The 12741-nt window shown below is 73.1% G+C and carries 9 protein-coding genes; 2 read left to right on the forward strand and 7 right to left on the reverse strand.

The annotated features are described in order from the left end of the window. Position 1: 1 nt before the first annotated feature. Complete coding sequence (locus DER29_RS03370) at positions 2-2881, reverse strand: vitamin B12-dependent ribonucleotide reductase (protein ID WP_121395972.1); 2880 nt, start codon at positions 2879-2881, stop codon at positions 2-4. Between the two features lie 69 nt (positions 2882-2950). Continuing rightward, a complete protein-coding gene (gene nrdR / locus DER29_RS03375; protein WP_121395973.1) occupies positions 2951-3451 on the reverse strand; it encodes a transcriptional regulator NrdR in 501 nt (166 codons plus the stop codon). 567 nt (positions 3452-4018) lie between these two features. Between nrdR and lexA the strand changes: the two genes are divergently transcribed. Then, positions 4019-4801 (forward strand): transcriptional repressor LexA, encoded by a 783-nt coding sequence (lexA, locus tag DER29_RS03380; protein WP_121395974.1) that lies wholly within the window; start codon positions 4019-4021, stop codon positions 4799-4801. Between the two features lie 143 nt (positions 4802-4944). On the opposite strand, the gene DER29_RS03385 is transcribed toward lexA, so the two are convergent. Together DER29_RS03385 and hflX are read right to left on the reverse strand one after the other, a co-directional pair. Next, entirely contained in the window at positions 4945-6654 is a 1710-nt protein-coding gene (locus DER29_RS03385; protein WP_121395975.1) for a hypothetical protein, read from the reverse strand. Between the two features lie 51 nt (positions 6655-6705). Continuing rightward, positions 6706-8157 (reverse strand): GTPase HflX, encoded by a 1452-nt coding sequence (gene hflX, locus DER29_RS03390; RefSeq protein ID WP_121395976.1) that lies wholly within the window; start codon positions 8155-8157, stop codon positions 6706-6708. Between the two features lie 175 nt (positions 8158-8332). Here hflX and DER29_RS03395 point away from each other — a divergent pair, with 175 nt between their 5' ends. After that, entirely contained in the window at positions 8333-9799 is a 1467-nt protein-coding gene (locus DER29_RS03395) for an NAD-dependent malic enzyme (RefSeq protein WP_199729110.1), read from the forward strand. A 145-nt stretch (positions 9800-9944) separates the two neighbouring features. Here DER29_RS03395 and dapF read toward each other — a convergent pair whose 3' ends face one another. Genes dapF through DER29_RS03410 form a run of 3 tightly spaced genes read right to left on the reverse strand, consistent with a single transcriptional unit; the run spans position 9945 to position 12443 of the window. Then, on the reverse strand, positions 9945-10793 hold the full coding sequence (gene dapF, locus DER29_RS03400; protein WP_121395977.1) for a diaminopimelate epimerase: 849 nt from the start codon (positions 10791-10793) through the stop codon (positions 9945-9947). Positions 10794-10800: 7 nt separating this feature from the next. Then, positions 10801-11739, reverse strand: a complete 939-nt coding sequence (gene miaA, locus DER29_RS03405) for a tRNA (adenosine(37)-N6)-dimethylallyltransferase MiaA (RefSeq protein WP_370040239.1) — start codon at positions 11737-11739, stop codon at positions 10801-10803. Continuing rightward, a complete protein-coding gene (locus DER29_RS03410) occupies positions 11724-12443 on the reverse strand; it encodes a hypothetical protein (RefSeq protein ID WP_121395979.1) in 720 nt (239 codons plus the stop codon). Before DER29_RS03410 ends, miaA begins: the two co-directional genes overlap by 16 nt. Positions 12444-12741 lie beyond the last annotated feature (298 nt).

The following is a 12741-nucleotide window of genomic DNA, read 5'->3' on the forward strand; positions in this document are numbered from 1 at the left end:
GTCAGCTACAGCCGCTGGTGGAGCCGCAGCCCTCGCAGACGTAGCAGCTACCGGCCGGGCGCATCTTCGTACCGCAGGTGAAGCAGAGCGGCGCGTCGGCGGCCTTGCCGATCACGGCCTCCAGCAGCTCGGTGCTGGAACCCACGGACGGCGCCGGCTTGGCGGCGGCCACGTCGGCGGTCTCCTGCGCCGGCTGGGCGACCGGTCCGGTCTTCGGCTCGGTCGGCGCCTCGACCGGGGCGGAGGCGGCCATCGCGGTGAGGTCCGCACCGCTCGCCTCCGCCTCCGCCTCGGCCCGCAGCTGGGCGGCCCGCTCGCTGGCGGTGAAGATGCCCAGCTCCGCGCGGCGCTCGTACGGCAGGAAGTCCAGCGCCAGGCGACGGAAGATGTAGTCCATCACCGAGGCGGCCATCCGCACGTCCGGGTCGTCGGTCATGCCGGCCGGCTCGAAGCGCATGTTGGTGAACTTGCTGACGTACGTCTCCAGCGGGACGCCGTACTGGAGACCGATGGAGATGGCCACCGAGAAGGCGTCCATCACGCCGGCCAGGGTCGAGCCCTGCTTCGACATCTTGAGGAAGACCTCGCCGAGGCCGTCGTCCGGGTAGGACGAGGCGGTGAGGTAGCCCTCGGCGCCGCCGACGGAGAAGCTGACCGTCTGGGACGGACGCTTCTTCGGCAGGCGCTTGCGCACCGGGCGGTACTCGACGACCTTCTCGACGACCTTCTCCACCTCGGCCGGGGCCTCCGTGGTCGCGACGGCCTTGTTCGGCTTGGCGACCGACAGGGGCTGGCCGACCTTGCAGTTGTCGCGGTAGATCGCCAGCGCCTTGAGGCCCAGCTTCCAGCCCTCGAAGTAGATCTTCTCGACGTCCTCGACGGTCGCCTGCTCCGGCATGTTGACCGTCTTGGAGATGGCGCCGGAGATGAACGGCTGGACCGCCGCCATCATCCGCACGTGGCCCATCGGGGCGATGGACCGCTCGCCCATCGCGCAGTCGAAGACCGGGTAGTGCTCCGGCTTCAGGCCCGGGGCGTCGACCACGTGGCCGTGGTCGGCGATGTGCTCCACGATCGCCTCGACCTGCTCCTCGGGGTAGCCGAGGCTGCGCAGGGCGCGCGGCACGGTCTGGTTGACGATCTGCATCGAGCCGCCGCCGACCAGCTTCTTGAACTTGACCAGCGCCAGGTCCGGCTCCACGCCGGTGGTGTCGCAGTCCATCATCAGGCCGATGGTGCCGGTCGGCGCGAGCACGCTGGCCTGCGAGTTGCGCCAGCCGAACTTGTCACCGATCTTGTTGCCCTGGGTCCACTGCTTCGTCGCCTCGCGGACGAGCGCGGTGGCCACGGTGCCCGAGGGCTTGATCTCGTCGTTGGCGGCGGCGTGCTTGCGCATGACCCGCTTGTGCGGCTCGGCGTTGCGGGCGTAGCCGTCGTACGCGCCGACGACGCCGGCCAGCTCGGCGGAGCGGCGGTACGCGGTGCCGGTCATCAGCGAGGTGATCGCCGCGGCGACCGAGCGGCCCTGCTCCGAGTCGTAGGGCAGGCCGGAGGCCATCAGCAGGGCGCCCAGGTTGGCGTAGCCGATGCCGAGCTGCCGGTAGGCGCGGGTGGTCTCGCCGATCTTCTCGGTCGGGAAGTCGGCGAAGCAGATCGAGATGTCCATCGCGGTGATGACGAACTCGACGGACCGGACGAACTTCTCCACCTCGAAGCCGCCGTCGGCGCGGAGGAACTTCATCAGGTTGAGCGAGGCCAGGTTGCACGAGGAGTTGTCCAGGTGCAGGTACTCCGAGCACGGGTTCGACGCCGTGATCCGCCCGGTCTCCGGGCAGGTGTGCCAGTCGTTGATGGTGTCGTCGTACTGCAGGCCGGGGTCGGCGCACTCCCAGGCGGCGTGGGAGATGGTGCGGAACAGGTTCTTGGCGTCGATGGTCTCGATGACCGCGCCGTCGAGCCGGCCGCGCAGGTCGAAGCCGCCGCCGTTCTCCACGGCGGTCATGAACTCGTCGGAGACCCGGACGGAGTTGTTGGCGTTCTGGTACTGCACGCTGACGATGTCGGCGCCGCCGAGGTCCATGTCGAACCCGGCGTCGCGCAGCGCGCGGATCTTGTCCTCCTCACGCGCCTTGGTGACCACGAACTCCTGGATGTCCGGGTGGTCCACGTCGAGGATGACCATCTTCGCCGCGCGCCGGGTGGCGCCGCCGGACTTGATGGTGCCGGCGGAGGCGTCCGCGCCGCGCATGAAGCTGACCGGGCCGGAGGCGTTGCCGCCGGAGGAGAGCAGCTCGCGGGAGGAACGGATCCGGGACAGGTTCACGCCGGAGCCGGAGCCGCCCTTGAAGATCAGCCCCTCCTCCTTGTACCAGTCCAGGATGGAGTCCATCGAGTCGTCGACGGCCAGGATGAAGCAGGCGCTGACCTGCTGCGGCGAGGGCGTGCCGACGTTGAACCAGACGGGCGAGTTGAAGCTGAACACCTGGTGCAGCAGCATCCAGGTCAGCTCGTGGGCGAAGATCTCGGCGTCGGCCGGGCCGGCGAAGTAGCCGTACTCCTCACCGGCGGTGCGGTAGGTGGTGACCACCCGGTCGATCAGCTGCCGCAGCGACCACTCCCGTTCCGGGGTGCCCACGGCGCCCCGGAAGTACTTGGTGGTCACGATGTTCGCCGCGTTGACGCTCCACGACTCCGGGAACTCGACGCCGCGCTGCTCGAAGTTGACCGAGCCGTCCCGCCAGTTCGTCATGACGATGTCGCGGCGCTCCCAGGCGACCTCGTCGTAGGGGTGCACCCCCTCGGTCGTCCAGACCCGCTCGATCTTGAGCCCCGCGCCGGCCTTGTTGCGTGCCCTGCTGGTTGTCACACCGTCCCCCGACATCTCATCCGCCCCCTCGTCCGCACGGCCACCCGCCGCCCGATCCGACTGTCATCACCTGCAAGAGAAACTTCAACTGGTACGGCCGGCGGCCTCGGCCGCGTCGGCCCCGGCGCCCTCCCGGGCGCGCGCGGCGGCTCGCAGCGTCTCGATCTCGCGCTCGAAGTCGGCGAGCGAGTCGAACGACCGGTAGACGCTGGCGAACCGCATGTAGGCGACCTCGTCCAGGTCCCGCAGCGGGCCCAGGATGGCCAGCCCCACCTCGTGGCTGGGGATCTCGGCGGCCCCCTTGGCCCGGACGGTCTCCTCGACCTTCTGCGCGAGCAGCGCGATCGAGTCGTCGTCCACGGGCCGGCCCTGGCACGCCTTGCGCACCCCGCCGATGATCTTCGTGCGGCTGAACGGCTCGGTCACCCCGCTGCGCTTGACGACCGCGAGGACCGCCTCCTCGACGGTGGTGAACCGCTTGCCGCACTCCGGGCAGGATCGCCGCCGGCGAATCAACTGGCCGTCGTCGGCCTCCCGCGAGTCGACCACCCGGGAGTCGGCGTGTCGGCAGTACGGACACCGCATCGCACCCGACCTCCTTCATCGATCGCGGGCCCGCAGACCGCTTCCCGGGCACGCGTCAGCGCGACGGAGCCATCTGCCGATGGTCTTCGCCGTGTCGACGGTGCCGGAGTGCGGTCGGTAGTCGAACCCAACCTGTAGGCGACTTACGCCCGTGTGACTACTACATCTAGGGGTTGACCGTAGGCCGCTGCGGATCGGAGGTCAAGTTGGCCGGCGTGTCCGGCGCGTCACCCGACTCCCGGGGCGACCGGCACCGCCGCCCGCCGGAGGACCAACCGTCCGACGCCCCCGCGGGTTACCGGTCCGGTCGGCGCGAAACGGCCGACGATCGGACGGAAGTCGAACACCCGTTCGACCCGACGTACCATTTATCAGAACACGAGTACGAGCGGAGCGGTTTTTCACGCCGACACGCCGAGCAAGGTCGTACAGATGTTTGAAAATGACCGATCTCACCTATACGGTCTTGAACAACCGGGCGCGGAATCCTCCGTCCACCGGTCAGCTCGCACCACCGCACGCACCACGAGCCGCCAAGGCACCCAGCGCCGACCAGGGAGGACGGACGTGACCGAGGATCGGGCCAGCCGGCCGAAGAGCCCGCAGCAGATCACCGAGGCGGGACCGCCGGCCACCCGACGCCGGGGCGCCGCGCGCAGCCGGACCGGGCAGCCCGCCGTGCGCCCGGTCACCCCGGTGGTCAGCGCCTTCCCCGACCCCGCGACGGTGGATCTCACCGCGCGGCAGCGCCGGATCCTGGAGTTCATCCGCACCTGGGTCGAGCGGCACGGCTACCCGCCGAGCGTGCGCGAGATCGGCGAGGCCGTCGGCCTGGTCTCGCCGTCCAGCGTCGCCTACCAGCTCAAGGAGCTGGAGAAGAAGGGCTTCCTGCGCCGCGACCCCAACCGGCCGCGCGCCGTGGACGTCCGGGCCCCCGCCGACGTCGACGAGGAACTGGCCCGCTCGCAGCGCCCCGCCCCGGCCTACGTGCCGATGCTGGGCCGGATCGCGGCCGGTGGCCCGATCCTGGCCGAGCAGGCCGTGGAGGACATCTTCCCCCTCCCCCGCGAGCTGGTGGGTGAGGGCGAGGTCTTCATGCTCCAGGTCAAGGGCGACTCGATGCTGGACGCGGCGATCTGCGACGGCGACTGGGTCGTGGTCCGACAGCAGCCGACCGCCGAGGCCGGCGACATCGTCGCCGCCATGCTCGACGGCGAGGCGACCGTGAAGACCTATCGCCGCCGCGACGGGCACGTCTGGCTCATGCCGCAGAACCCGGCCTTCGACCCGATCCCCGGCGACGACGCCACCATCATGGGCCGGGTCGTCGCGGTGCTGCGCCGCATCTGATCCGCCGCCGCCGCGCCGGGTGGCCGCCCTCGGCGGTCACCCGGGCACCGCTGCCGCTCAACCGCAGGGCCTCAGCCTCCGCAGGGCCTGAGCCTCCGCCAGGGCCTGAGCGTCCTTCGCCGTGTCCGGCGGGCCCAGCGCCCTCAGTAACGGTCGCCCCGGTAGCCCCGGCCGCCACCGGGCACGTGACCGTAGCCGCGACCGTCGTCGGGGCCGTCGTCACGCCGGCGGGCCCGCCGCTGGCCACGGGGGTCCGGTTCGTCGCCCCGCCGCGGCGGCTCCGCCCGGCCACCGCCGTAGACGCCGCCGCCCGGCTGCCCCCCGCCACCGTAGACACCGGCACCGGGGCGACCGCCACCCTGACGTCCGCCACCACCCTGGCGGCCACCGCCGCCGCCCTGCCGTCCGCCGCCACCGTGCGGCGGCCCGCCCAGGCCGGGCGGTCCGTCCACCGGCGGGCGACCGCCGCCGTAGACCCCGCCGCCAGCAGCCGGACGGGCGCCGCCGTAGACGCCACCGCCGGCCGGACGGGCGGCGCCGGGGCCCCCGCCGCCGGCCGGCGCGGGACCGCCGCGCCCACCGGCCGGGCCGCCGTAGACGCCGGCCGCCGGCGCACCGCCGTAGACGCCGCCCCGACCCCGGTCGCCCGGCGGACGGAAGCCGTCGTCCGCCGGCCCGCGCCGGTCGTCGACGAGGGCGTCGCCGCGGTCCGGTCCGTCGTCGCCGCGGGGAGGCGCCGGCTTGCGCCGGGACCGGAGGATGCCGAAGACACCCGCCGCCACCATCAGCGCGCCGATCACCCCCACGGCCGCGATCAGGTACGTGATGTCGCTCAGGCTCAGACCGTCGACCCAGGACTGGCCGGCCTTCTTCGGGGCGTCGCCCCCGCCGGCCACCGGCTTCGCGCCCTCCGTGGAGGGCGTGTAACCGAGGATGTCGATCGGCGCGTCCTCGTCGAGCTGGCCGCCGTCGGAGACGGTCAGGAAGGTCTTGCCGTCGGGGCTGTAGGTGATCGCCTCACCGAACGGGTCGGCGAGCGCCGTCACCCGGGGCTTGCCGCCGGTCAGGGCCCCCACGACGTTGCCGTCGGTCACGTCGTACTCGAAGGCGTCGGCGTAGGTGCGCACCACCACCCGGGAGCCGTCGGGGGACCGGGCCGCGCCGGTGATCGCCACGCGGCCGGGAGCGCCGAGCCGGTTGTCCGTGTCGGTCTCCGGCAGGCTGATCTCGCCGACCTTCTTCATCGGTACGGCCGGGGTGTCCCCGCTCTTCATCTTCTCGGCGGGGGTGAAGATCTGGGCCTTGCCGGACATCACCTTGGTGATGATCAACGGGTTGCCGTCGTCGCCGATCAGCAGCGCCTCGGCGTCGTGCGGCTTGCCCTCCGGGTAGGAGAGGCGGTGCAGCTGCGGCCGCTTGGAGCCGTTGACCGGCATGCTCCACACCGCCACCCGCTCGCGACGCTCCCGGCTGGTGACGTTGTCACCGGTGTCGGCGATCCAGACCGTCGTGCCGTCCGGGGAGAGCGCCAGGTCCTCGGTGTCGAACGGCCCCTCGCCCGAGTAGCGGACCGGCTCCTTCGAGATCCCGCACTTGGTGTCGAGGAAGAAGACCCGCTTGCGGCTCTCCACCTCGGTGCCGTCGTTGATCACGATGTAGCCGCTCTTGGTGGCCACCAGGCCCGACAGCTCACGCAGCCGCTCGTCGGTGACCGTGCACCGCTTTTTGCCGGGGGCGGCCGCGAGCGGGGACGCGGCCGAGGCGGGCGCCGCCGCCAGGGCGACTCCGGTACACGCCACGGTCGCCCCCAGCAAGCCGAGGGCGACCGTGACCGAAGAAACAGCGCGGCGCATTGAATCAGTGTCGCATGCCGGGCGTTTCCGACGCGTGACGCCGGGAGGCCGTCACCGTGCGCCCGCGACCGCCTGGCCCTCGTCCGCCCGGAACGGCGCCAACTCGGCGGCGAGCGCCTCGCCGACCCGTACGTGCACCAGGGTGCCCTCCGCCAGGTGGGAGGTGCTCAGCACCTCGCCCTGACGGTGCACCCGGGCCACCAGGTCGCCCCGGTCGTACGGCAGCACCGCGCGGACCTCCACGGCCGGGCGGGGCAGCCGCGACTCGACGGCCTCGCGCAGCCCGTCGATGCCGCGACCCGTGTGCGCGGAGACGAAGACCGCCTCCGGCCAGAGCCGCTTGAGCCGCAGCAGCGTCTCCTCGTCGGCGGCGTCGGTCTTGTTGACCACCAGCAGCTCGGGCAGCCGGTCGGCGCCCACCTCGGCGAGCACCTCGTGGACCGCCCGGACCTGCTCCTCCGGGTCCGGGTGGGTGCCGTCGACGACGTGCACCACCAGGTCGGCCTCGGCGACCTCCTCCAGGGTCGAGCGGAACGCCTCGACGATCTGGTGGGGCAGGTGCCGGACGAACCCGACCGTGTCGGAGAGCGTGTAGAGCCGCCCGTCGGCCGTGGTGGCCTTGCGGGTGGTCGGGTCGAGGGTGGCGAAGAGGGCGTTCTCCACCAGCACGCCCGCCCCGGTCAGCCGGTTGAGCAGGCTCGACTTGCCGGCGTTGGTGTAGCCGGCGATGGCCACGGCCGGCACGGCGTTGCGGGAACGCCGGGCGCGCTTGGTCTGGCGTACCGTCCTCATGCCCTTGATCTCCCGGCGCAGCCGGGCGATGCGGTGGCGGATCCGGCGCCGGTCGGTCTCCAACTTCGTCTCACCGGGGCCGCGCAGACCCACGCCGCCGCCGGCGCCGCCGCCGCGACCGCTACCACCGGTCTGCCGCGAGAGGGTCTCACCCCAACCACGCAGGCGCGGCAGCAGGTATTCGAGCTGGGCCAGCTCGACCTGCGCCTTGCCCTCCTTGCTCTTGGCGTGCTGGGCGAAGATGTCGAGGATCAGCGCGGTGCGGTCGACCACCTTGACCTTGGTGCGCTGCTCCAGGTTGCGCAGCTGCGACGGCGACAGCTCACCGTCGCAGATCACCGTGTCGGCGCCGGTGGAGAGCACGACCGAGCCGAGGTCGTCGACCTTGCCCCGGCCGACGTAGGTGGCGGGGTCGGGGCGGGTGCGCCGCTGGATCAGCCCCTCGAGCACCTGCGAGCCGGCGGTCTCCGCCAGCGCGGCCAGCTCGGTGAGGGAGTTCTCGGCGTCGCTCTGCGAGCCCTCGGTCCAGACGCCGACGAGGACCACGCGCTCCAGGCGCAGTTGGCGGTACTCGACCTCGGTGATGTCCGCGAGCTCGGTGGAGAGGCCGGGGACCCGCCGCAGCGCCTGCCGCTCCGACAGCTCGAGCTCACCGGTGGTGGCGTCGAGCTCGTCGTCCTCGTAGGGAAGAAGGGTCTCCTGGTTGTGCAAGCCGGTCTCCTGTCCGTTCTGTCACGTACCGAGCAATCCTGACATGTGCCAACGCGGAACGCACCCGCTATATGCCCGCTCGAACGGGCCACAAAAGTGGGGGCGGATGCCGGAGGGGCCGGCCGGGGCGAGTAGAAATGCGGGGCGAGCCGTTCAGCGTCGACGGAGGGATCCCGTGGCCATCACCCGACTTCCAAGTGCCGGATTCTCGATCACGATTCGGATCGCCGTGCCGGCGGACGCGTCCTCGATCGGCCGGCTGACCACCTCCGTGGGTGAGGCAGGGGCGATCGTCACCGCGCTCGACGTGGTGGACTCCGACCCGACCCACGTGCTCGTCGACCTGACCTGCGACACCGCCGACGCCAGCCACGCCGACCAGGTGGTCGACGCGTTGACGGCGCTGGACGGCGTGGACGTGCGCAAGGTCTCCGACCGGACCTTCCTCCTGCATCTCGGCGGCAAGATCGAGGTCAGCTCGAAGGTGGCGCTGCGCAACCGCGACGAGCTGTCCCGGGCGTACACCCCAGGGGTGGCGCGGGTCTGCATGGCGATCGCGGAGAACCCGGCCGACGCCCGCCGGCTGACCATCAAGCGCAACACCGTGGCCGTGGTCAGCGACGGCTCCGCCGTGCTGGGCCTGGGCAACCTCGGGCCGGCCGCGTCGCTGCCCGTCATGGAGGGCAAGGCCGCGCTGTTCAAGCGCTTCGGCGGGGTGGACGCCTGGCCGGTGGTGCTCGACACCCAGGACACCGACGAGATCGTGCAGATCGTCAAGGCGATCGCCCCGGCGTACGGCGGGATCAACCTGGAGGACATCGCCGCGCCCCGCTGCTTCGAGATCGAGGCGCGGCTGCGCGAGGCGCTGGACATCCCGGTCTTCCACGACGACCAGCACGGCACCGCGATCTGCGTGCTGGCCGCGCTGACCAACGCGCTGCGCGTCGTGGGCAAGCAGCTCGCGGACGTCCGGGTCGTGGTCTCCGGCGCGGGCGCGGCCGGCACCGCGATCATGAAGCTGCTGCTGCGTCAGGGCGTCGGCGACATCATCGCGTACGACCGGCAGGGCGCCCTGCACCGCGGCCAGAGCGGGCTCAACCCGGCCTGGCAGTGGCTGGCCGAGAACACCAACAAGGAGAACTACTCCGGCGACCTGGCCGGGGCGGTACGCGGCGCGGACGTATTCATCGGGGTGAGCGCGCCGAACCTGCTCACCGGCGACGACATCGCCACGATGGCCAAGGACTCGATCGTCTTCGCGCTGGCCAACCCGGACCCGGAGGTCGACCCGCGGGAGGCGCGCAAGCACGCCGCCGTGGTCGCCACCGGCCGCTCCGACCAGCCGAACCAGATCAACAACGTGCTCGCCTTCCCGGGCGTCTTCCGGGGCATGCTGGACGCGCACGCCGAGGAGTTCACCGAGGAGATGGCGATCGCGGCGGCCCGGGCCATCGCGGACGTGGTCGGCGAGGACAAGATCAACCCGACGGTGATCGTGCCCAGCGTCTTCGACTCCCGGGTCTCCCCGGCGGTCGCCGCGGCGGTCCGCGCCGCCGCCCAGAACCCGCCCCCGGCCCCCGCCGCCGACCCGGGCCCCGCCGACCTCCCCGAGATCGCCGCCGAAGCCAGCGCCACCCCCTGACCCCCACGCCCCGCCCGCCCGCCCCGCCCCCGTCGGGTCGATCGAGCAGTTGTGGCGCCCCGCAAATGGGGTGCCAGAGGGCAATACGCCCACCACAAGTGCATGATCGACGCGCCCTGGGGAGGGGCGGGGGTGGGAGGGGCGGTCAGGGGGTTGCGAGGGTGGTGGGGTCGAGGGTGCCCGTGGCCACCAGGGTGGCCGGGCCGGCCAGCCAGCAGGAGTCCTCGGTCACCGTGACCGACAGGCGTCCGCCGGGGACGTCCACCGCCAGCACGCCGGTGTCCCGGCCCGCGTCGCGCAGGGCCACCGCGGCCACCGCGCAGGCGCCCGTGCCGCAGGAGAGCGTCTCGGCGGAGCCGCGCTCGTACACGCGCATGAGCACGTGGCCGTCGGTGTCGTCGACGGGCTCGCCCGGCGCCGTGAACTCCACGTTCACCCCGGCCGGGAAGACCAGCGGGTCGACGTCGGGGGCCCGGGTGAGGTCGAGCGCGGTCAGCTCCAGCCCGGCCGGCAGCGCGCAGACCAGGTGCGGGTTGCCCACGTCCACGGCCGTGCCGGGCAGGGTCAGCCCGCCGAGGGTGGCGGTCGCCGTGTCGTACAGCCGAGGGCGGCGCATCTCGACGGCGATGGCGTCGGCCGTGACCAGCGCGCGCACGACGCCGGCCCGGGTCGCCACCGGCAGCGCCCCTTCCTCCGGCTCGGCCAGCCCGGAGGCGACCAGGTAGCGGACGAAGACCCGGGCGCCGTTGCCGCACATCTCCGCGAACGACCCGTCGGCGTTCCAGTAGTCCATGAACCACTCGGCCTCGCCGGACGTCCCGGCGCCCTCCGGATGGGCGGCCGCCCGGACCACCCGCAGCACGCCGTCGCCGCCGAGGCCGCGCCGCCGGTCGCAGAGGGCCGCGACCAGCCCCGGTGTCAGGTCGAGCCGGTTGTCCGGATCGGGCAGGATGACGAAGTCGTTGCCGGTGCCGTGGCCCTTGGTGAACTGCACGCCCCCATCATCGCGCAGCGGCGGGAAGCAGGCGCAGCGCGGCCGGGATCAGGTCCGGCGCCGACGCGTCCAGCCAGTGGATCCGCGGGTCGCGGCGGAACCAGGACCGCTGCCGCCGGACGAAGCGCCGGGTGGCCCGGACGGTCTCGTCGTGCGCCTCGGCCTCGGTCAGCTCCCCGGCGAGGAAGCGCAGCACCTGCTGGTAGCCGAGCGCGCGGCTGGCCGTACGGCCCTCGGGCAGCCCGCGCGCGACCAGGTCCCGGGTCTCGGCGACCAGGCCGTCGACCCACATCCGGTCCACCCGCAGGGCGATCCGCTCGTCCAGCAGCGCGGTGTCCAGGTCCACCCCGAGCTGCACCGAGCGGTAGTACGGGGTGGGGTCGGGCAGCGCGGCCGTGAACGGCGCCCCGGTCAGCTCGATGACCTCCAGGGCGCGGACGATCCGCCGGCCGTTGCCGGGCAGGATCCCCGCCGCGGCGGCCGGATCGGCCTCGCGCAGCCGGGCGTACAGGGGCGCGGGGCCGACCTCGGCCAGCTCCCGTTCCAGCCGCTCGCGCACCGCCGGGTCGGTGCCGGGGAACTCGAAGCGCTCCAGCACCGCCCGCACGTAGAGGCCGGAGCCGCCGACCAGCAGCGGCACCCGGCCCCGGGCCAGGACGTCGTCGACGGCGGCGCGGGCCAGCCGCTGGTATTCCGCGACGCTCGCCGGCTCGGTGACGTCCCAGATGTCCAGCAGGTGGTGCGGCACCCCCTCGCGCTCGGCCGGGGTGAGCTTGGCGGTGCCCACGTCCATGCCCCGGTAGAGCTGCATCGAGTCGGCGTTGACCACCTCGCCGTCGAGGGCGTGCGCGAGGGCGATGCTCAGCGCCGACTTGCCGGCCGCCGTCGGCCCGACCACGGCGACGACCGTCCCGGCCGGTGGACGGGTGGTCACGCCGGCGCCCAGGACGACACGAGGTAGGCGACGCCGTAGGGCGCCGAGTAGTGGCGCAGCTCGCCGCGCCAGTCGCCGCCCGTCGCGCGCACCGCGCCGGCCAGCACCTGCCACGGCGCGCGGCCGGCGGCCTTCAGCTGCGCCGACAGGTCCGGGTCCAGGTCGAGCAGGGCCTCGGCGTCCGCGTCGGCCAGGGCGCGGGCCACCCCGTCGTCGTACGCCTCGGCGCGCGGGTCGTCGTAGCCGGGCGACTTCGGGCCGCGGCAGGCCGACCCGTCCCCCGTCACCAGCAGGGCGGTACGCGGCTCCGTCGCCGCGCCGAGCGCCGCACCCAGCTCGGCGCACTCGGCCGGGGAGGCGTCGGACGCGACGGAGCGGGCCAGCCGGGGCAGCTCGGTGCGGGAACGCCCGAGCAACCACGCGCCGACGGTCAGGCTCAGCGGCAGCCGCTCGCCGCCCGCGCAGTTCACCTTCCACAACCGCACGTGCCGGTCGAGGCCGTACTGGCGCAGCGAGCCGTGATCGGCCGCGTTGAAGCGGGTGGTCTCCGGCCCGCCGCCGACCAGGACGATCACCTCGGGGCCGGCGGCGAGCAGCCCGGCGACGGCGGCGTCGCAGGCGGCACGGAGCTCGTCCAGCTCGGGCGCGGCGGCGCCGGCCAGCTCGGGGACGATCAGCGGCGGGTGGGGGCAGACGGCAGCGGCGACCAGGGGCACCCGGCAACGGTATCGGCACGACGGCGCCGCGCGCCCCGCACCCGGACTCTCGGCGCCGCTCCCGCCCGCCGGTCCGCTCCGGCGGGTCGCTCCGGCGGGTCTCTGCCTGGTCGGGTCTGCCTCGGTGGCCGCCCGGCTGCCGGGTCGACACGCCGCCGACGAGACCCACCCGTCCCGATACGTCGTACGGTACGTCGTACGCCGGATTCCGACACTCCTCCCAGGGAGCCTGTCCGCGGGCGCTAGGACACCGTATGGTCACGGTCGGCGATAGGCGCTCGACGGGAACGGGGTCGCA

Source organism: Micromonospora sp. M71_S20, assembly GCF_003664255.1.
Lineage (GTDB): Bacteria > Actinomycetota > Actinomycetes > Mycobacteriales > Micromonosporaceae > Micromonospora.

Excerpts from the sequence above, each read along its gene's own strand:
- DER29_RS03370 (WP_121395972.1), bottom strand. The coding sequence starts at position 2,881 with ATGTCGGGGGACGGTGTGACAACCAGCAGGGCACGCAACAAGGCCGGC.
- nrdR (WP_121395973.1), bottom strand. The coding sequence starts at position 3,451 with ATGCGGTGTCCGTACTGCCGACACGCCGACTCCCGGGTGGTCGACTCG.
- DER29_RS03385 (WP_121395975.1), bottom strand. The coding sequence starts at position 6,654 with ATGCGCCGCGCTGTTTCTTCGGTCACGGTCGCCCTCGGCTTGCTGGGG.